Below are 18,591 nucleotides of genomic sequence, written 5' to 3'. Positions count from 1 at the left end.
AGAAGGCCGGTTTGACGGACGAGGGCGGTGCGGCGGAGAGGGCCGACTCGGCGGACGAGACCGGTGCGGTAGAGAAGGCCGGCTTGGCGGAGAAGGCCGACCCGGTGGACGAGGGCGGTGCGGCGGAAGTGAGCGGTTCCGAGGTGGGCGGCTCCGAGCCGAGCGGTTCGGCGAAGGCTGCTGAGAGCGGGACGCGGGACGCCGAAGACTCCGCGCCCGCAACCGCCCCCGCCCCGGCTCCGGCTCCGGCTCCGGCTCCGGCTCCGGCTCCGGCTCCGGCTCCGGCTCCGGCTCCGGCTCCGGCTCCGGCTCCGGCTCCGGGTGAGCCCAACTCCAGTGCCCCCTCCCCCGCTTCGAGCGAAGACTCCCCGTCCGACACCCCCGACACCGACGCCTCCGCGCCCGCCCCGGCTTCGGCTTCGGCTTCGGCTTCGGCTTCGGCTTCGGCTTCGGCTTCGGCTTCGGCTTCGGCTTCGGCTGAGCCCAACTCCGGGACCGCCTCCCCCACTTCGGGCGAAGACCCCCCGTTCCCCACCCCCGACCTCGACCCCCGAGTAGCCGCCGTCCGCCGCGCCGGCGCCGCAGGACGTCGCTGGCGGTCCCTTCAACTCGGCGCCTGTGCCGCCATGTTGGCCGTGGCCCTCACCGGCGGAGCCATAGCGATCGGCGCGATGAAGGACGGCAGCGCGGCCCCCGCCGCAACCGCCTCGGCGGTCTCCCCCGGCCTTCTCAACAGCGGCGACATCGACAGCGCGATCACCGCGCTCCAGACCCATCTCCGCGCCCAGCCACGGGACTTCGGCAGCTGGGCCACCCTCGGGCTCGCCTACGTCGAACAGGCCCGCACGAAGGGCGACCCTTCCCGCTACCCCCAGGCGGAGAAGGCGTTCACGAAGTCCCTCGAACTCTCCGCCGGCAACGGCCAGGCACTCGCCGGCCGCGCGGCACTGGCTGCGGCCCGCCACGACTTCCCCGGCGCCCTGAAGTACGCGGACCAGGTCCTCAAGGACAACCCGTACAACGAGCGCTCCCTGTGCACCCGCGTCGACGCGTTGGTCGAACTCGGCCGCTACGACGAGGCGTTGACGGCAGCCGAGACGGCGGACACGCGCCGCCCCGGCATCCCGGTGTTCACCCGCTACGCGTACGTCCAGGAACTCCGGGGCGACGTGACGACGGCTCGCCGCGTCCTGGAACAGGCCCTGGCCAGCTCCACGGCGAAGGGCGACATCGCCTACGTGGCGAGCCAGCTCGGCCAACTCGCCTGGAACCAGGGCGACTACGAGACGGCCCTCACCGACTACGCCCGAGCCCTGACCGCAGACGAGAACTACCTCCCGGCGCTGGAGGGCCGAGCGAAGGCGCAGGCGGCCAGCGGCCAACAGGCGGAAGCGATCAAGGGGTTGGAGTCGGTGGTGGCCCGCTACCCCCTCCCCGCCCCCCTGGTGGAACTCGGCGAGCTGTACGAGGCACGCGGCGCGGACGGCGACAAGATGATGGCGGCGGACCAGTACGCCCTGGTCGACGCCTGGACCGCCCTCGCCCGCGCCAACGGCGTGAACGCCGACCTGGACACGGCCCTCGCGGCGGCCGACCACGGCGACAAACAGGCGGCGCTGCGCGCGGCCCAGGCGGAGTGGGACCGCCGCGAAACGGTCCACACGGCGGACGCCCTCGCCTGGGCGCTGCACGTCAACGGCCGTGACGCGGAAGCCCTTCCGTACGCGAAGAAAGCCACCGCAACGGGTTACCGCAACGCGTCCTTCCTCTACCACCAGGGCATGATCGAGAACGCCACCGGCAACAAGACGGACGCCCGCGCGCACCTCACCAAGGCCCTCGCCCTGAACCCCGGCTTCTCCCCCCTCGGCGCCCGCACCGCGCGCGCCGCCCTCAAGACGCTGGAGGCGAACCAGTGATCTCCCGTCGTCTGTTCGCCTCCAGCGCGGCCGTCCTGACGGCCGGGTGCGCGCTCGCGCTCCTTCCCACCGCCAACGCGAGCGCGCACCCACTCGGCAACTTCACGGTCAACAGGTACGACGGCCTGGTCGCCGCCCCCGGCCAACTCCGCGTCACGCACGTCGAGGACCTCGCCGAGATCCCGGCGACCCAGGCGAAGCCCACGATCGAACGCCTCGGCGGCCTGACCCCGTGGGCGCAGCAGCGCTGCGAGACGGCCGCCGCCGACAGCAAGGTCACCGTCAACGGCACTGCGGTCACGCTGACTTCGGCGTCCGCGAAGGCCACCGTACGACCGGGTCAGGCGGGCCTGAACACCCTGCGCGTGGAGTGCGAGCTGAACGCTCCGCTACCGAAGGGCGAGTCGGTCTCCCTCACGTTCCACAGCGCGGGTGCCTCAACCGGCCCAGGCTGGCGGGAGATCACAGCTCGCGGCGACCGTATGACGCTCACGAAGTCGGACGTCCCCGAGAAGTCGGTGTCGGACGAACTCACGTCGTACCCGCAGGAGTTGCTCTCCTCCCCGGCGGACACGACGACCGCCGCCACGACCGTCGAGCCGGGTGGTCCGGCGCTCACCGAGAACGAGCGGACCGCCCCCGGCGCCGCCATCCTCCCCCGTGGCGCGGACCGTTGGACCCAGGCGCTGGACGATCTGGTCGCACGCCAGCACCTGACGTTCGGCTTCGCCACGCTGGCGATCGTCCTCGCGATCTTCCTGGGCGCGATGCACGCCGTGGCGCCCGGGCACGGCAAGACCATCATGGCCGCGACGGCCGCCGCGCGGGGCGGCAAGGCCCGTATGAAAGACGTCCTCCCGCTCGCCGCGTCGGTCACCGTCACGCACACCATCGGCGTCGTGGCCCTCGGCCTCCTCGTCACCGCCGGCTCGGCCGCCGCGCCCTCCGTCATCACCTGGCTGGGCCTCGCGAGCGGCGCGCTGGTCGCGGTGGCGGGCGCGACGCTGTTCCGCAAGGCGTGGAAGAACCGCAGGCACGGACACGGACATGGCCACAGCCACGGTCATGACCACGGCCACTCGCACGATCACGGGCACAGCCACTCGCACGACGACGACCACGGGCACGATCACGGTCACAGCCATGGGCACCCCCACCCCCCCAAGCCCTCCCCCTCCCGCCAACTCGCCCTGGTGGGCGCCGAGTCGACCTCAGCCACCACCGCCGCACTCCCCAACTCCCCCTCCCCCACGCCCAGTCACGACCACAGTCACACCCACGAACACGACACGCACCACGACGACGACCACAAGCACGACCACCACACGCACGAAGACCACACCCACACGCACACCCACAACGGCCACACCCACACCCACTCCATCGCCCCCACCCTCCGCGGCACGATCCTCCTCGGCCTGGCCGGCGGCATGGTCCCCAGCCCCTCCGCCGTGGTCGTCCTGGTGGGCGCCGCCGCCCTCGGCCAGGCCTGGTTCGGCCTGCTCCTCGTCATCGCGTACGGCATCGGCCTGGCCCTCACCCTCACCGCGGCCGGCTTCGCGGTCGTCCGCCTGGGCAGCCGCGTCTCCCGCCTGCTCGACGAGGGCCCGCGCTGGACGTCCCGCCCGGTCATCGCCCTGGTCCGCCGCAACATGCCCCTGTGGTCCGCGCTGATCGTCGTCGCACTCGGCGTCGGACTGATGCTCAAGGGGGCGGCAACCGTAGTGGGCTGAGCTAGTTTTGGGGAGTATCCGCGAGCGAGGGTGCGAAGAGGGGGAGCGATGTCCGAGCAACCCGGAGGCGAGCGGCTGATCGCGGACCGCTACCGACTGCAATCCCCGCTCGGCCAGGGCGGGATGGGCACGGTGTGGCGCGCGCGGGACGAGGTCCTGCACCGCGAGGTGGCCGTCAAGGAGGTCCGGCCGCCGGCCGGGTTGTCCGGACCGGAGATCGAGCGCATGTACGCCCGCCTGGAGCGCGAGGCGTGGGCGGCGGCACGCGTCGCGAACCGCAACGTCGTGACGGTGTACGACGTCGCGATGCAGGACGGCCGCCCGTGGATCGTGATGGAGCTGGTGCGCGGCATCTCGCTCGCCGAACTCCTGGACGCGGAGGGCCCGTTGGCGCCCGCGCGGGCCGCGTACGTCGGTGCCGAGGTGCTGTCCGCGCTGCGGGCGGCGCACGACGCGGGGGTGCTGCACCGGGACGTGAAACCGGCGAACGTGCTGCTGTCGAACGACGACCGGGTCGTCCTCACCGACTTCGGGATCGCTAGCGTGGAGGGCAGTTCGGCCATCACGATGACCGGCGAGGTCATCGGCTCCCCCGAATTCCTGTCCCCGGAACGGGCGTTGGGCCGCACCCCGGGCCCGGAGTCGGACCTGTGGTCGCTGGGCGTCCTGCTGTACGCGGCCGTCGAGGGCCACTCCCCGTTCCGCCAGGACACCCCGCTGAGCACGCTACGGGCCATCGTGGACGAGGAGTTGCCGCCCCCGCACCGGGCGGGCCCGCTCGCCCCGGTCATCGAGGGCCTGCTCCGCAAGGACCCCGCCGAACGCCTCACCCCCGACCGCGCGGAGCAGGACCTCAGGATCGTCGCGGCGGGCGGTACGGCGCGTACGGTGCCGTACACCCCGACGATCGTGCCGCCGCCCCCACCGCCCCCGACGTACCAGCAGCCGTCGTACCGACCCCAGCCCCCCACCGAGCCGTTGGTGCGCGACCAGCCGGGGCCCTCCGGGAGCAACCGGCGCGCCACGGCCGTACTGGTCGCGGGGGTGCTGGTCGTCGCGCTGGCGATCGGGGGGCTGACGTACGCGCTGCTGAACAACGAGGGCGACGGCGAGGCCAAGGGCGGGCAGCAGACCAACAGCCAGTCGCAGGGGGTGAGTTCACCGCCGGCCAGTCGGAGCGAGGAGCCGCCCCCGTCCCCGTCTCCGTCCCCCACTCCGACGCCGAGCAAGGAGAAGCCGCCGCAGTCGGTCGCGGTGACCGTGAGCGGTGAGGGCACCGAGTACTCGGGGACCTGCCCACCCCCGAAGTCCCAAGCCCCGGCGTTCACCGCGACGTTCACCGTCGGCCGGGTGCCCGCGACGGTGTCGTACCGGTGGGTGTCGAAGGACGGTCAGGCCGTCGACTCGGGCTGGCGGACGCTGGAGTTCGCCGACGGAGGGGGCACGTCGCAGAAGGCGCGGGTGTTCCTGACGACGGGCGAGGAGAGCGGGACGTTCGAGAACGAACTGTGGGTGGAGGTACGCAAGCCCGCGAACGCGAAGTCCAACTCGGTTCCGTTCTCGGTCACTTGCGAGACGGAGACCCCGCCGGGCGGAGCCTCCCCCTCACCGTCCGCATCGTACTGACAGTCCGTCAGTAACCCGTCAGTCGTTCGCGTTGAGCACCGGCAGATAGCCGCCGGACTGGCCGGCCGCCGTCGGGTGGTACGACTCGCCCGCGTTCAGCAGTTCGAGGCTGTGCAACCAGGGGCTGCCGGAGCAGAGTTCGTGCCCGGCGAAGGTGGTGCGGACGTCGCCGAAGGCGAAGCCGTGGTCGGCGGCGCGCTTGGCGATGGCCGCGTCGATGTAGTCGGCGGCGCCGTTGATCGCGCTGCGCTTGGTCTCGGAGAGGCCGAGGCAGACCATGCCGAGCTGGTAGAAGCGCGGGTAACCGAGCACGACCACATGGGCGTTGACGGCTTTGGAGCTGATCGCGCTGTACACGCTGTCGAGTCGGCCGGGGAGCGTCGAATCGACGTACGCCTTGGCGGTGTTGATGCGGCCCAGGCAGGTGCTGTCGCTGCCGAAGACACAGGTCGTCATGACGTCGGCGAACCCGGCGTCGTTGCCGCCGATGCTGATGGAGACGAGGCCGGTCGCGGAGTTGAGCCCGCCGAGCTGGCCGGAGAGGACGTCGCTGGTGGTGGCGCCCGAGCAGGCGGCGAAGGTGAATGAGGCGGGCGAGTGGGCGGCGTTCCAGAGGTACGGGTACGCCTTCGTGCTGCGCTTGCAGTCGCCGCTGGAGCTGATGTAGCTGCCCGATCCGACGCCGGAGGAGTAGGAGTCGCCGAGGGCGACGTAACCGCCGGTGGCGGCCTGGGCGCTGCCGGCTCCGCCGGTGAGGGCGGCGGTCGCGGCGAGAAGCACTGTGCTGACGAATACGGCAATTCGGGAACGTCTCATGGAACCTCCCTTTAGCAGCATGTCTGCCACAACTGTCGTAGCAACCACACGCGTTGACGGGAAGTGCTCATGCCAAGACTTTTGAGCACGTACCGGGACCGGTTTCCGACCTTTTCCGTTCGCTTTATTTCGTGCACATGTCAAGTTTGTTGACAAGCATTCAACCCTCTTGTTCTACGCAGGTAGTTGGCGGAGTCTTTACCTCCACAGCCGCCCTCCCCCCACCCAGGGAGCGGCATCGCCTAGCGGAGGACATCCTCGTCATGGCACAACTGCGTAGTCACAAAGCCCTGTTGACCGCCACCCTCGCGGCAGCAACCCTCGTCGGCGGGCTCACCGCACTGCCCGCCCAGGCCGCACCGGCCGAGGGCAAGGTCGTCGCGGCCGGCTCCCCCACCGCCGTCAAGGACAGCTACATCGTCACCCTGAAGTCGCAGGCCGGCCTCAAGTCGGCCTCGGTCGCGGGGAAGAACCTCATCAAGGAGTACGGCGGCGAGGTCGACAAGACCTTCGGTGCCGCGCTCAACGGCTACACGGCGACCCTCTCCGCGCAGGAGGCCCGCAGACTCGCGGCCGACCCGTCGGTGGCCTCCGTGGAGCAGAACCAGACCGTCCGGCTGGCCGACACCACGCAGTCCAGCGCCCCGTGGGGCCTCGACCGCGTGGACCAGGCCGCGCTCCCGCTGTCCGGCACGTACACCTACCCCGACAGCGCGGGCAGCGGCGTCACGGCGTACGTCATCGACACCGGCGTCCGCATCACGCACGCCCAGATCAGCGGCCGTGCCACGTACGGCTACGACGCGGTCGACGGCGACACCACCGCCGCCGACGGCAACGGCCACGGCACGCACGTCGCGACGACGATCGCGGGATCGACGTACGGCGTCGCCAAGAAGGCGAAGATCGTGGCCGTCCGGGTGCTCGACAACAGCGGCAGCGGCACCACGGCCGGCGTCATCGCGGGCGTCGACTGGGTCACGGCGAACCACTCGGGCCCCTCGGTCGCCAACCTCTCGCTGGGCGGCGGCGCGTCCGCCTCGCTGGACACCGCCGTACGCAACTCCATAGCCAGCGGCGTCACTTACGCGATCGCGGCCGGGAACAGCAACGTCGACGCCTCCTCGTCCTCCCCGGCCCGCGTCACCGAGGCGATCACCGTCGGCGCCACCACCAACACCGACGCACGCGCCAGTTACTCCAACTACGGCTCGGTGCTGGACATCTTCGCGCCGGGTTCCTCCATCACGGCCGGCTGGTACACCAGCGACACGGCCACCAACACCATCTCCGGTACCTCCATGGCGACCCCGCACGTAGCGGGCGCCGCCGCGGTCTATCTGGCGGGCCACACGTCGGCCACCCCCGCCCAAGTCGCCACCGCACTCGTCTCGGGGTCTACCACGAACGTGGTAACCAGCCCCGGCAGCGGCTCCCCGAACCGGCTGCTGAAGCTGGTCCCGTAATACCCGTAGTACCCGTAATACCCGCACATCTCAGCTGATGTCCCTGTTCCCCGGAGGCGCCCCACAGCCTTCGGGGAACTCCCATGTCAGAGGCCGGAGTTGAGGAAACTTTCCGGGCCGCGGCGGGAACCGATGACGGACGAGACGATGTGTAACGGTCAAACGAACAAAATCGTGAGCCCTCCCTTCAGGTCTTGCCATACGGGCTCATTCATCAATACCGTCGTACATCTCACTCGCATTCGGACCGTCGGACGCGGCACCAGGGGAGGGCTCAGGGACCGCGGCGGCACCGGAGCGGGAGCGCGGTAGGGGGGTGCCGAGCTCGGTCGCCGAACAGGGCGGCCGGGCCGTGCCGCGCGGTCGGCCGCCGTAACCTCGGGCGGCCGTCAGCTTTGCCAGCTCACCCGGCGGACCCGGGCCGGCGGACGCGACGCGCTCACGTCGCCTGCGCCGGGCCCTGGTCCCTCCGGGGGAGAAACCCCCCTTTCGAACCGGACTTTCAGCCGGGCCGCCCAGGGGCGGGCGGTCCGACCGGACGAGAGGGACCAGACTCATGAGTTCCGTTCTGCAACCGGCGACGACGGGCCAGGACCGCCTGGCCGACGACACCGCCATCACGTACCGCCCGATCTCCTCGCACCTGGCCATCACACCGCCCGTGAGCGTCGTCATACCGGCGATGAACGAGGCGGAGAACCTTCCGTACGTCTTCAAGACCCTGCCCGACTGGATCCACGAGGTGGTCCTGGTCGACGGCAACTCCACCGACGCGACCGTCCGCGTCGCCCGCGAACTGTGGCCCGCCGTCAAGGTCGTGGCGCAGCAGGGGCGCGGCAAGGGCGACGCGCTGATCACCGGGTTCGAGGCGTGCAGCGGCGACATCATCGTGATGGTCGACGCGGACGGCTCGGCCGACGGCAACGAGATCGTCAGCTACGTCTCCGCGCTGGTCTCCGGCGCCGACTTCGCCAAGGGCTCGCGGTTCGCCAACGGCGGCGGCACGGACGACATGACGTTCATCCGGTGGCTCGGCAACCGTGTGCTGTGCGCCATCGTCAACCGCAAGTTCGGCGCGCGCTACACCGACCTGTGCTACGGGTACAACGCGTTCTGGCGGCACTGCCTCGACAAGATCGACCTCGACTGCACGGGGTTCGAGATCGAGACCCTGATCAACATCCGGGTCGTCAAGGCGGGGCTGAAGGTGCAGGAGATACCGAGCCACGAGTACCTGCGCATCCACGGCGTCTCCAACCTGCGGGCGGTGCGCGACGGACTACGGGTACTACGGGTCATCCTCAGGGAGCGGTCCAACCGGCGTGCGCTGCGCAGCCGCCGGCGGACGTCGCCGCTGCTGGACACGGTGCCGGTACTCGACACGGGCCGGGGGCCCAACTCCGCGCGGGGCGACGCCTCGTGACCCCGCTCGACATCTCCGTGGTGATCTGCGTCTACACCGAGGACCGCTGGGACGACGTCCTCGCGGCGGTCGCCTCCGTACGCGCGCAGAGCCATCCGGCGCGGGAGACCCTGCTGGTCGTCGACCACAACCCGACGCTCCTGGACCGGCTCACTCTGGAGTACAAGGAGACCTCAGAGGTACGGGTACTGGCCAACGCCGGTCCGCGCGGACTGTCCGCCGGACGCAACACCGGCATCGCCGCGTCCTTCGGCGAGATCATCGCCTTCCTCGACGACGACGCGGTGGCCGAGCGGGACTGGCTGCGCCGGTTCGCCGACCCGTACAGCGACCCCCGGGTCCTGGCGGTCGGCGGGCGCTGCGAGCCCGTGTGGTCCTCAGGTCGTAGACCCGCCTGGTTCCCGGAGGAGTTCGACTGGGTGGTGGGCTGCTCGTACCGGGGCCTGCCGCCCGGCCGGGTCCGGGTACGGAACATCCTCGGCGGCAACGCCTCCTTCCGGCGCAGCGCGTTCGACCTCGTCGGCGGGTTCGCGAGCGGCATCGGGCGCGACGGCGACAAGCGTCCGATGGGCGGCGAGGAGACCGAACTGTGCATCCGGCTCGGCCACGAGAGACCCGACGCGATCCTCCTGGTCGACGACAGAGCCGTCATCCACCACAAAGTCCCCTCGGCCCGCGAGCACTTCGCCTACTTCCGCACCCGCACCTACGCCGAGGGCCTCTCCAAGGCGCTGGTCGCCCGCAGCGTCGGCACCGACAAGGGGCTGGAGTCCGAACGCCGGTACACGACACGGGTGTTGCCCGCCGGGGTCGCACGCGGCCTGCGCGACGCCCTGCGCGCGAGGCCCGGCGGGGCGCAGCGGGCGGGGGCGATCGTCGCGGGGGTCCTCACGGCTGCGGGCGGCTATGTCGTGGGCACGATCCGGGCCCGCCGCAACGGGACGACGTTCGCGGTGGTGCCGATCGACCGGGCAACGGTGGGGGGAAGCCGGGGAGTTGAGGTGGAGGGCGACCCGGCCGCCACCGGGTACGACAATGAGGGCGCCGCATGACCGACGTGCGCGTCCCCATCCTCATGTACCACGCGATCTCCGCCGAACCCAGCGCCGCGACACGGGAGTTGTCGGTGTCGCCGGAGGCGTTCGCGCGGCAGATGGAGCTGGTCGCGGCGAGGGACTTCACCCCGCTCACCACGGCCACCCTCGCCACGCGCTGGCGTTCGGGCCGCCCCCTGCCACCGCGCCCCGTCCTCATCACCTTCGACGACGGCTACGAGGGCGTCCACCGCCACGCCCTCCCGGTCCTCGCCCAACTCGGGTTCCCGGCAACCCTGTTCGTGTCCACCGGCTGGATCAAGGGCGCGTACGACACCGGCGGCGCCCTCGACACGATGCTCGACTGGGAGCAGATCCGCCAACTGGCCGACGCGGACGTGGAGATCGGCGGCCACAGCCACTCCCACCCGCAGCTCGACCAGCTGAACGACGCTGCTCTGCGCGGCGAGTTGACCCGCTGCCGGGATCTCCTCGCCGATCGGCTCGGCGCGCCGCCCGTGTCGTTCGCCTACCCGTACGGCTACTCCGACCGCCGGGTCCGCACCGCCGTCCGCGAGAACGGCTTCGCCCAGGCCCTCGCGGTCGGCAACTCCCTGGCCCGGCGCGCCCAGGGCCCGTACGCCCTGCGCCGGATCACGGTCCGCCGCCGCACCACAGATGCCGAGTTCACCCGCCTCCTCGACGGCCACGCCGTCACCCGCACGTTCGCCAAGGACCGCACCCTGACGAAGGGGTACGCCCTGGTACGCCGGACGCGGAGGGCCGGGAGGAGAGCGGCGGGGGCGCTGATCTGAGGCGAGGGCGTCGTACGACGGTAGGGGGGTAGGGGGCGCGGGCGTACCCGTACCCCTCCCTCTCAGGTACGTCATACCGGGAAACCGGGTGTACGGCCCGCCCTCCGTGCCGGATCATTGCGGGCATGTCTGTCGAGCCCCCGCACAACTCCCCGCCGATCCGGCTCACCGTGAACGACTCCGACTCACCGTCCGACGTCGTGAACGTGCTGTTCCTCGGCCGGTTCACGACGGGCGAGCAGCCGTATTCGCACGCGGCGAACATCGACCGCGTCCGCTCGGGCGCGACCCTGCTGCCGCCCGGCGCCAAGGTGCTGCACGTCGCCCGGGCCGACGACCGCAGCGCGACCCTCGCGGAGGGCGAGGGCTGGACCCTGCTGGCCACCCGCTGGAACCGGGGCGCGGACGTCACGGTCACGGCGACGTCCCCCGAACTCGCCGAAGAGATCCTCGCCGAGGCGACGGACGGCGCGGCGGACGTGCCCGAACCGCAGCCGGACGACGTCCCGATGGGGTTCTGGTACGTCTCCCCGCGCCGGGGTGCGCACCGTACAACTCGCCAGATCTCGGCGGAAACCTGGGAAGAGCTCCGCCCCAACTACACGGCCCCGGTGGCCGAGGCGATGGACACCCTGATGCAGACGACCCCGGAGGACATCTCCGGCCGTCTGCTCCTCCTGCACGGCCCGCCCGGCACCGGCAAGACCTCCGCGCTGCGCACGCTGGCCCGCTCCTGGCGCGACTGGTGCCAGGTCGACTGCGTCCTCGACCCCGAGCGCCTCTTCAGCGACGTCGGCTACCTCATGGACATCGCGATCGGCGAGGACGACGCGTCCGGCAGGTCCCGCTGGCGCCTGCTCCTCCTGGAGGACTGCGACGAACTGATCCGGGGCGGGGCGAAGCACGAGGCGGGCCAGGCCCTCTCCCGCCTCCTCAACCTCACGGACGGCCTCCTCGGCCAGGGCCGCAACGTCCTCGTCGGCATCACCACGAACGAGGACCTCGAACGCCTCCACCCCGCCGTCGTCCGCCCCGGCCGCTGCCTCGCCCGCATCGAGGTCGGCCCCCTCACCCGCCCCGAAGCGATCAAGTGGCTCGGCACGGACGAGGGCATCGGCCGCGAGGGCGCGACGCTGGCGGAGCTGTACGCACAACGCCGGGGGACGTCCCCGACGACGCTCCCGGAACCGAGGACCGACACGGACGCGGGCCTGTACCTGTAGCACTCACGTCGTAGCCCTCAGGGGGTAACTCTCGGGAGGTAGCTCTCAGGCTGTACCTCTCGCGATGTACCCCTCACGCCATACCCCTCACCCCTCCCCGAACACCGCCCGCACCGCCTCCCCCACAGCCCCCGCCACCGCCTCCTCCCCGAACCCCAACCGCCGAGCCCGCTCCACATACGCCTGCGCCGCAGCCGCCAGCTCCCGCTCCGCCGCATCCCCCGCAGCGGCGACGTACGTCCCATTGCGCCCCCGCGTCTCGATCACCCCGTCCGACTCCAGCGCCCGGTACGCCTTGGCGACCGTGTTGGGCGCGAGGCCGAGGGAATCGGCGAGCGCGCGGACCGTGGGGAGCCGGTACCCCACCGGCAGGGCCCCCGTCCGCGCCTGCTCGGAGATCTGCGTACGCACCTGCTCGTAGGGCGCGGGGCCGTCGATGATGTCGATCGTCAAGGTCACCCCCCGATTCTTCCGCACCCGCGCACCCCTCGCCGGAAAATGGGAGGCACCTCCCGCGCCCCCCGCCCTAACCTCCGCATATATGACCATCACTGTGCGAGATCTCCGCCTGGACGTGCCCGCCGACCCCGAAGCCTTCTGCCGGGTCCGCGACGCCGCCCTCCCGTACCTCCTGTTCACCCCCGCCTCGGTGGCCCACGACATCACGCACAGCCACCCGGACGCCCGCGTCCGCAGGCTCGTCGCCGAGGTGGACGGCGTGCTCGCCGGCACCGCCCAGATCAGCCTGGCGCACGACGCGCCGGAGCCCGGCAAGGGCAACCTGAACGTGTACGTCGACCCCGCGTACGAGGGCCGGGGCGCGGGTACGGCCCTGCGCGAGACCGCGGAGGAGTACCTGTCCGGCCTCGGCGCCACCCACCTGTACGCCTGGGTCCTGGACGCCCCCCGCAACCTCGCGTACGCCGAGCGCGCCGGCTACCGCCCCAGCCGCTCGGCCCACTTCCTGCGCCTGGACCTGACGACCGCGGACCTCACCGCGCCGTCCGTCCCCGAGGGCGTCGAACTGCGGACGGCCGCCGACTACGCCGCCGACCCGCGCCCCCTGTTCGAGCTCGACGCGGAGGTCACCTCCGACGAACCCGGCGACGTGGGCACCGAGTTCACGGACTACGAGGCGTGGGTCGAGGAGAACTGGCGCCACCCCCACCTGAACCGCGCCCTGACGAGCGTGGTCGTCGTCGACGGCCGCCCCGTCGCGCTGAGCGTCGCCCACACCGACGGCGCCGGCCGCTACCACACGGCCATGACCGGCACGGCCCGCGCGCACCGGGGCCAGGGCCTCGCGAAACTCGCCAAGACCGCCTCCCTGCACCGCGCCCGCGAGGCCGGCTGCACGGTCGCCTTCACCGGCAACGACACGGACAACGCGCCCATGCTCGCGATCAACAAGGGCTTCGGGTACGAGATCTGCGCGACGGAGGTACGCCATGTCCGCGACCTCGTCTGACCCGTCCCTGGAAGTGGTCCTCCTCAAGGCGGGCCGCACGAAAATCCGCTACCCCGCGACCCTCCTCTCCGACGACGGCACCCACATCACCGTCCGCGCCCCCTGGGCCGGCACCGGCACCCGGGACTTCGGCTTCGTCCGCTTCGAACCGGGCGACGTCTTCACCGAGCACTACTGGCGCGACCGCTGGTACGCGATCAAGGAGGTACGCACCTCCACCGGCACCCTCAAGGGCTGGTACTGCGACATCACCCGCCCCGCCGTCCGCACGGACCTCACCCTCACGGTGGAGGACCTCGACCTGGACCTCTGGCGCAACGCCTCCGGCACGGACGTACGCCGCCTGGACGAGGACGAGTTCGAGGAAAGCGGCCTGCGGGACCGCGACCCGGAGGCGGCGAAGGCGGCAACAGCAGCGCTGGACGAGCTGGAGGGGTACGCGAGGCGGACGGGCGGGTTGGAGGGGCTGCTGGCGTAGGGGGAGGGACGGATACGGCGGCGCCCCCCGCCGCCAAACGCCCGAGGCCCGCCCCGGCAACACCCGTACCGCCCCTCCCCAGCCCCCTCTCACCCCACCGCCACCACCACGTACCGCACATCATCCACAGCACCACCCCACAGCCGGTCGTCCCCGTCCAGCCGCTCCACCCGAGCACTCCCCCCACCCCTCTCCACCAGCTCCACCACCCGCTCCGCCGGAATCCCCACCGGCGTGACCGACCCCCACACGCCCTCCACCAGCACCATCCGCCCGCCCTCCCGCAGCAGCCCCCGCCAGCGCGCGAGCGCCCGCGCGGGGTCCGGCAGCGCCCACAGCACGTGCCGTACGAGGACGACGTCGAACCGCGCGTCCCCGACGGGTGGCTCCTGGGCGTCCCCCAGCAGGAACCCGGCGTCGTAGGCAGCCAGCTTGGTGCGGGCCAGTTCGAGCATCGCCGAGGAGCGGTCGACGCCGGTCACCCGGTGGCCCCGTTCCGCCGCGAGGAGCGACAGGCTCCCCGTCCCGCACCCGAGGTCGAGCACGTCGGAAGGGGTGGCCGGCAGCCACGTATCCATCCGCTCGCCCCACGCCCGCCGGACGGCGGGATCCCGCAGCCCGTGATCCGCCTCCTCGTCGAAGGACCCCGCGGCGAGATCCCAGTCGACCCCGCCCGCCACCGCACCACCATGTCGATCACTCATGCCCCCAGAGTGACACCCGCCACTGACAACGGGCCTCCGATGAGCCACCCTCCCCCAAAGGGCCCGCCCCGCACCCACGGACCAGGCGGCCCCCGAAGGAGGCCCCATGCGCCGCACAACCCTCCAGAAACCGCTGAAAAAGCAGACTCCCCGCTCCCGGGAAACCCCCGATCCCACCCCCGCCACCCGCCCCGAGATCCGCAAGGACATCGCCCGCACCTGGTGGCCGGAGACGTGAATCACACGAGCCGCTTGCGGTAGTGGACCCGGTCGTAGACCCCGTCCGTCCGCCGCTCCACGACCTCGTACCCGTACCTCGGGTAGATCTCCTGGTTCTCCCACATCAGCGCGTTGGTGTAGAGCCTGACCTCACCGAGCCCCGCTGCCCGCGCCCGCGCGTCCACGAACCGCAGCAGCCTCCCCCCGAGGCCCTGCCCGTGGGCGTCCGGATGCACGGCGATGCTGTCGAGGAACAGATGGTCGTCGTAGTCCCGAAGTACTACGACCCCGACGACCGGCTCCCCCACGACGAACACCCGCCCGGCGTCGACGTCCGCCGCGTGGTCCGCCTCCATCGGTTGGGGTACGACCCCGATACGTGCGATGTACGGCCGGTACGCCGCGTCCGTCACGGTCCGTACGGCCGGTACGTCGGCGGCGACGGCCGCTCTGATCTCGCTGTGCCCCATGCCCCGGACCGTACCGGCCCCCAAAACCCCGAAGGGCCGCCGCCCCGAGGACGGCGACCCTTCGAAGGTCAGGTGCATGTCAGCTGAAGACCGATGCGCAGGTCGTCGGCTTCGCCCGCGCCGGGTCCAGCGCGTTCGCGACCTCGTGGAACGCGATGCGGTCCGTGAGGCCGATGAGGGCGTGTTCGGAGAGGTCGAGGGGGCAGAGGTCCTGGATGAGGACGTTCCTGACATTGGCACCGGTCAGGAACTGGGACTGGTAGGGGGTGACAACCTCGTCGTACTTCGTGGCGATCACGGTGTACTTGACGCCGGGAACCGTGTCGCCGCCCGCGTTCAGCTTCGTCAGGAAGTCCGACCCGACGATCTGCTGCGCGAGCGCCGGCGTGCTGAGGTCGAGCCACTCGCGGGCGCCGGGGAAGTAGGGGAGCAGGTTGGTCAGCCCGCTGAGCGTCGTCCCCCGATTGCTGGGCGAGATCGCGACGAGGGAGTTCACCTTCGCCGCGCCACCGAGGAACTTGAGGTAGTACCGGGGCATCATCCCGCCCTGGGAGTGCCCGACGAGATCCACTTTCGCGGCGCCGGTCGCGGCGAGGACCTTGTCGACGTACGCGGCCAACTCCTCGGCCGACTTGTCGATCGGCCCGAGCCCGTGGATCAGCGGTACGCCCTCCAACTGGCCGTAGTCCAGGGCGAAGACACAGTAGTCACGGCCGACGAGATAGGGGCCGAGACCGAGCCAGTTGTCCACGGAGTTGGCGAGCGTCCCGTGGACGAGCACGATCGGCCGGGGATGCGCGGCGGACGGCTTGCACGAGTAATCATTCCAGCCGCTGCTGACGGCGGACGACGACTCGGCATGCGCGGCGGACGCGGGAACGGTAGCGGCAACAGCCGCCAGCAACAGCGCTGTCAGAGGTCTGAGCAGGCGTCTCCAGTGCAGCATCGATCGATCTCCTTGCGGCTCAAGGGGGGAGGTGCAACGGCACTAAGCCCTGTGATCCGGATCACGAGGATGCTGTTCACTCTTCAAGTTACGGACGAGTAGCCGAACTGGGAAGTTACGCGTCGGTAAAAACTAGGAGACTCCCCCATCCACACAACCCCCCAAGCCACCCCCTCACCAAACAGGCCGCACCACGCCACCCCCCACAACCCTCCCCAACTTCTCCCACACCCCCCGCAACTCCCCTTCCCCCACCACGATCCCCCACTCCCGCACCACCTCCGCGGCAGCCTCCTCGGCGGCCCGAGTACACGCCCACCCCAACGCGGTCAGCACCACGACCCGCACCCGCCCGTCCCCACCCCGCCCCCGTCGCTCCACGTACCCCTTCCGCACCAGCTCCTCCACCATCTGACTGGCGGCCTGCTTGGTCACCCCCAGGTGTCCCGCCAACTCCCCCACGCTGGCCCCCTCGCCCGCGATCCGCGCGAACGCGAACCCATGCACAGGCCGCACCCCCTCGAACCCCCGCGCAACCACGCCTTCATGAATACGCCGCGTCAACTCCCCGGCGGCGGCGAGCAGAACGGCGGACAGGGCGAGCGCATCGGAGTTCTCCACGCCCGCATTGAAACACCCTTGACGAGAAGGTCAAGGAGCTTGACCATGTCCAGGAAAGGTCAAGCAGCTTGACCATCACCTCAACTCACGTACCCGACCGCCGTGTTCACAGAGAATCGGAGCCCCATGCCAATCGTCCGAGCCGCCGAAGCCACCACCCACGAACTCCACGGCGCCTGCTTCGTCTCCTACGCCACTCCCCGCACCGGCAGCCGCCAACTGGCCGCCTGGCGAGCCGAGATCCCGCCCCGCACCAAGGCCCCCGCCCACACCGTCACCCACGAGGAGATCCTCCACCTCCTCACCGGCACCCTCCGGATCACCCTCGACACCGAAACCACCCACCTCGCCCCCGGCGACACCCTGATCGTCAACGCCGACTCCACCCTGACCATCGAGAACCCCACCGACCACACGGCGTTGACCTGGGTCACCACCTCGATCGGCCTCACAGCAAAGCTCACGGACGGCACAGAAGTCACACCCCCGTGGGCCAACTAACCCCTCCCCACCACCACTTCCGCCCGCACCAACTCCAGCAACCGCCCAACCCAGTTACGCCCGCCCGCACTCCCCGCGTCCCGCCAGTACAGCGAGTCCGAGAACCCGGTGTAACGAATCACCGCACCCCCGGTCCCCACCAACACCTCGGCCAGCGAGGGATGTTGCTCGAACTTGGCCCGCAACAACCCCGCCATGACGGCGAGTCGGACCGCACCCCAGTCCGCTCGCCGTACGGCACGACCACCCGCCTCCCGAGCCCCGCGACCGTCGCGGGCACCCCGGATAGCCGCACGATCGACGGGGTCCGCCGCGGAAAGAGCCCAATACCCGTGCAGGACGGTCGGATAGACGACTCCCCCGTACTCCACCGGCGCCGGATAGTCGTTGCGCAACACGAACAGCCCCGACCACTCGGGCCACCCGCCGGGATACACCCCCTCGGATACCTCAACCAACGCCCCCACCCCCGCAACGGGATCGTCCGCGTACACAACGGCCTTGCCCTCCGCCGCGACCCCCGCCCGCAGATACTCCAACACCCCCCGATGCATCTCGTCCGTCACCACCGGCCCGTCCCCGTCCACCCGCACCCCCACCTCGGTGAACAACACCCGCAACGGCCGGTCCAGCCGGTCCATGTCACCAAGGCAGAAGATCCGCCGATGAGCGGGGATCGCCAGATACGCCTCCCGAAGAAGCCCCCGGCTGTCGTCGTCGGGTGTCGCGCAGAACCGCCGGATCGCATCGGAACACCGCATCACGGCGGTGGCCCGCCCGGCCAACTCCTCGACGAGATCGGCGACTTCGAGCAGAAAGCTGTCGACCGTACGCGCCTCGCCCCACCGCCGCCTGCCCCACTCCCGAGCCGGCTCGACCCGAACCGGCGCTCCCGGTTCCGTGAGGGCCACCCGCCCATCCATCAACCACCGCTCCAGCCCGGCGAGTTCGGTCGCCTCCCCACACACGACGACCCCATCGGCGTACACGATCAGATCGTCGACGAAGCACCTCTCCCCCATCAACTCCCGCCGCCACACATGACACCACGCACCGGGAACCCGCTCCCCGTCCACCACCCGATACGTGGGCCGCTGCCAAGCCATGCACAAACCCCAGCCACCAAGCC

19 protein-coding genes are annotated in these 18,591 nt (G+C 71.0%); 12 read left to right on the top strand and 7 right to left on the bottom strand.

Annotated elements, in window-relative coordinates:
• The first annotated feature begins 143 nt into the window (after nucleotides 1-143).
• The 3 genes from J8M50_RS15415 to J8M50_RS15405 are packed head-to-tail and all read left to right on the top strand — an operon-like array spanning nucleotide 144 to nucleotide 5,278.
• Nucleotides 144-1,919: a tetratricopeptide repeat protein gene (locus tag J8M50_RS15415; RefSeq protein ID WP_223786306.1), complete on the top strand. Its 1,776-nt coding sequence runs from the start codon at nucleotides 144-146 to the stop codon at nucleotides 1,917-1,919.
• Nucleotides 1,916-3,652: a HoxN/HupN/NixA family nickel/cobalt transporter gene (locus tag J8M50_RS15410; protein ID WP_010354376.1), complete on the top strand. Its 1,737-nt coding sequence runs from the start codon at nucleotides 1,916-1,918 to the stop codon at nucleotides 3,650-3,652. The genes J8M50_RS15415 and J8M50_RS15410 overlap by 4 nt, the downstream gene beginning before the upstream one ends.
• Before the next feature lie 48 nt (nucleotides 3,653-3,700).
• Complete coding sequence (locus J8M50_RS15405; protein ID WP_010354377.1) at nucleotides 3,701-5,278, top strand: serine/threonine-protein kinase; 1,578 nt, start codon at nucleotides 3,701-3,703, stop codon at nucleotides 5,276-5,278.
• Between the two features lie 18 nt (nucleotides 5,279-5,296).
• Here the strand turns inward: J8M50_RS15405 and J8M50_RS15400 are convergent, their stop codons facing one another.
• Entirely contained in the window at nucleotides 5,297-6,094 is a 798-nt protein-coding gene (locus J8M50_RS15400; protein WP_029183942.1) for an SGNH/GDSL hydrolase family protein, read from the bottom strand.
• A gap of 263 nt (nucleotides 6,095-6,357) precedes the next feature.
• Between J8M50_RS15400 and J8M50_RS15395 the strand changes: the two genes are divergently transcribed.
• The 5 genes from J8M50_RS15395 (at nucleotide 6,358) to J8M50_RS15375 (ending at nucleotide 12,055) form a co-directional block, all read left to right on the top strand.
• On the top strand, nucleotides 6,358-7,560 hold the full coding sequence (locus J8M50_RS15395) for a S8 family peptidase (RefSeq protein ID WP_010354379.1): 1,203 nt from the start codon (nucleotides 6,358-6,360) through the stop codon (nucleotides 7,558-7,560).
• Nucleotides 7,561-8,116: 556 nt separating this feature from the next.
• Nucleotides 8,117-8,983, top strand: coding sequence for a glycosyltransferase family 2 protein (locus tag J8M50_RS15390; protein ID WP_010354380.1), 867 nt, complete (start codon nucleotides 8,117-8,119; stop codon nucleotides 8,981-8,983).
• Nucleotides 8,980-10,035, top strand: a complete 1,056-nt coding sequence (locus J8M50_RS15385; protein ID WP_010354381.1) for a glycosyltransferase family 2 protein — start codon at nucleotides 8,980-8,982, stop codon at nucleotides 10,033-10,035. The genes J8M50_RS15390 and J8M50_RS15385 overlap by 4 nt, the downstream gene beginning before the upstream one ends.
• A complete protein-coding gene (locus J8M50_RS15380) occupies nucleotides 10,032-10,832 on the top strand; it encodes a polysaccharide deacetylase family protein (RefSeq protein ID WP_010354382.1) in 801 nt (266 codons plus the stop codon). Before J8M50_RS15385 ends, J8M50_RS15380 begins: the two co-directional genes overlap by 4 nt.
• A 125-nt stretch (nucleotides 10,833-10,957) precedes the next feature.
• On the top strand, nucleotides 10,958-12,055 hold the full coding sequence (locus tag J8M50_RS15375) for a DUF5925 domain-containing protein (protein ID WP_010354384.1): 1,098 nt from the start codon (nucleotides 10,958-10,960) through the stop codon (nucleotides 12,053-12,055).
• A gap of 87 nt (nucleotides 12,056-12,142) precedes the next feature.
• Here the strand turns inward: J8M50_RS15375 and J8M50_RS15370 are convergent, their stop codons facing one another.
• Entirely contained in the window at nucleotides 12,143-12,514 is a 372-nt protein-coding gene (locus J8M50_RS15370; protein ID WP_010354385.1) for a GntR family transcriptional regulator, read from the bottom strand.
• A gap of 82 nt (nucleotides 12,515-12,596) precedes the next feature.
• On the opposite strand from J8M50_RS15370, the gene J8M50_RS15365 reads away from it, so the two are divergent.
• Together J8M50_RS15365 and J8M50_RS15360 are read left to right on the top strand one after the other, a co-directional pair.
• Nucleotides 12,597-13,523, top strand: coding sequence for a GNAT family N-acetyltransferase (locus tag J8M50_RS15365; RefSeq protein ID WP_029183943.1), 927 nt, complete (start codon nucleotides 12,597-12,599; stop codon nucleotides 13,521-13,523).
• A complete protein-coding gene (locus tag J8M50_RS15360; RefSeq protein WP_010354387.1) occupies nucleotides 13,504-14,001 on the top strand; it encodes a ribonuclease FAU-1 family protein in 498 nt (165 codons plus the stop codon). Before J8M50_RS15365 ends, J8M50_RS15360 begins: the two co-directional genes overlap by 20 nt.
• An 89-nt stretch (nucleotides 14,002-14,090) precedes the next feature.
• Here J8M50_RS15360 and J8M50_RS15355 read toward each other — a convergent pair whose 3' ends face one another.
• Nucleotides 14,091-14,705 carry a class I SAM-dependent methyltransferase gene (locus J8M50_RS15355; RefSeq protein WP_040836713.1) on the bottom strand — a complete coding sequence of 205 codons (615 nt, stop codon included), beginning with the start codon at nucleotides 14,703-14,705 and terminating at the stop codon, nucleotides 14,091-14,093.
• Between the two features lie 106 nt (nucleotides 14,706-14,811).
• On the opposite strand from J8M50_RS15355, the gene J8M50_RS49105 reads away from it, so the two are divergent.
• On the top strand, nucleotides 14,812-14,943 hold the full coding sequence (locus tag J8M50_RS49105) for a hypothetical protein (RefSeq protein WP_010354389.1): 132 nt from the start codon (nucleotides 14,812-14,814) through the stop codon (nucleotides 14,941-14,943).
• Between the two features lies 1 nt (nucleotide 14,944).
• Here the strand turns inward: J8M50_RS49105 and J8M50_RS15350 are convergent, their stop codons facing one another.
• The 3 genes from J8M50_RS15350 to J8M50_RS15340 form a co-directional block, all read right to left on the bottom strand.
• Nucleotides 14,945-15,394: a GNAT family N-acetyltransferase gene (locus tag J8M50_RS15350; protein ID WP_010354390.1), complete on the bottom strand. Its 450-nt coding sequence runs from the start codon at nucleotides 15,392-15,394 to the stop codon at nucleotides 14,945-14,947.
• A 79-nt stretch (nucleotides 15,395-15,473) separates the two neighbouring features.
• A complete protein-coding gene (locus tag J8M50_RS15345; protein WP_010354391.1) occupies nucleotides 15,474-16,340 on the bottom strand; it encodes an esterase/lipase family protein in 867 nt (288 codons plus the stop codon).
• 174 nt (nucleotides 16,341-16,514) lie between these two features.
• Entirely contained in the window at nucleotides 16,515-16,961 is a 447-nt protein-coding gene (locus tag J8M50_RS15340; protein ID WP_010354392.1) for a MarR family transcriptional regulator, read from the bottom strand.
• A gap of 126 nt (nucleotides 16,962-17,087) precedes the next feature.
• Between J8M50_RS15340 and J8M50_RS15335 the strand changes: the two genes are divergently transcribed.
• Nucleotides 17,088-17,462, top strand: a complete 375-nt coding sequence (locus J8M50_RS15335) for a cupin domain-containing protein (protein ID WP_010354393.1) — start codon at nucleotides 17,088-17,090, stop codon at nucleotides 17,460-17,462.
• Here J8M50_RS15335 and J8M50_RS49100 read toward each other — a convergent pair.
• On the bottom strand, nucleotides 17,459-18,568 hold the full coding sequence (locus J8M50_RS49100) for an NADAR family protein (protein WP_263303511.1): 1,110 nt from the start codon (nucleotides 18,566-18,568) through the stop codon (nucleotides 17,459-17,461). The genes J8M50_RS15335 and J8M50_RS49100 overlap by 4 nt on opposite strands.
• Nucleotides 18,569-18,591: the final 23 nt, after the last annotated feature.

Source organism: Streptomyces acidiscabies, assembly GCF_020010905.1.
GTDB lineage: Bacteria > Actinomycetota > Actinomycetes > Streptomycetales > Streptomycetaceae > Streptomyces > Streptomyces acidiscabies.
The sequence above is the reverse complement of the archived record's forward strand: the minus strand, read 5'-3'. Positions and strand labels throughout refer to the sequence as shown.

Bases quoted from the DNA above. Each gene is read 5' to 3' on its own strand.
- J8M50_RS15395 (WP_010354379.1), top strand. From the start codon at position 6,358: ATGGCACAACTGCGTAGTCACAAAGCCCTGTTGACCGCCACCCTCGCG.
- J8M50_RS15360 (WP_010354387.1), top strand. From the start codon at position 13,504: ATGTCCGCGACCTCGTCTGACCCGTCCCTGGAAGTGGTCCTCCTCAAG.
- J8M50_RS15345 (WP_010354391.1), bottom strand. From the start codon at position 16,340: ATGCTGCACTGGAGACGCCTGCTCAGACCTCTGACAGCGCTGTTGCTG.
- J8M50_RS15405 (WP_010354377.1), top strand. From the start codon at position 3,701: ATGTCCGAGCAACCCGGAGGCGAGCGGCTGATCGCGGACCGCTACCGA.
- J8M50_RS15380 (WP_010354382.1), top strand. From the start codon at position 10,032: ATGACCGACGTGCGCGTCCCCATCCTCATGTACCACGCGATCTCCGCC.
- J8M50_RS15355 (WP_040836713.1), bottom strand. From the start codon at position 14,705: ATGAGTGATCGACATGGTGGTGCGGTGGCGGGCGGGGTCGACTGGGAT.
- J8M50_RS49100 (WP_263303511.1), bottom strand. From the start codon at position 18,568: ATGGCTTGGCAGCGGCCCACGTATCGGGTGGTGGACGGGGAGCGGGTT.
- J8M50_RS15375 (WP_010354384.1), top strand. From the start codon at position 10,958: ATGTCTGTCGAGCCCCCGCACAACTCCCCGCCGATCCGGCTCACCGTG.
- J8M50_RS15350 (WP_010354390.1), bottom strand. From the start codon at position 15,394: ATGGGGCACAGCGAGATCAGAGCGGCCGTCGCCGCCGACGTACCGGCC.
- J8M50_RS15390 (WP_010354380.1), top strand. From the start codon at position 8,117: ATGAGTTCCGTTCTGCAACCGGCGACGACGGGCCAGGACCGCCTGGCC.
- J8M50_RS49105 (WP_010354389.1), top strand. From the start codon at position 14,812: ATGCGCCGCACAACCCTCCAGAAACCGCTGAAAAAGCAGACTCCCCGC.
- J8M50_RS15365 (WP_029183943.1), top strand. From the start codon at position 12,597: ATGACCATCACTGTGCGAGATCTCCGCCTGGACGTGCCCGCCGACCCC.
- J8M50_RS15400 (WP_029183942.1), bottom strand. From the start codon at position 6,094: ATGAGACGTTCCCGAATTGCCGTATTCGTCAGCACAGTGCTTCTCGCC.
- J8M50_RS15335 (WP_010354393.1), top strand. From the start codon at position 17,088: ATGCCAATCGTCCGAGCCGCCGAAGCCACCACCCACGAACTCCACGGC.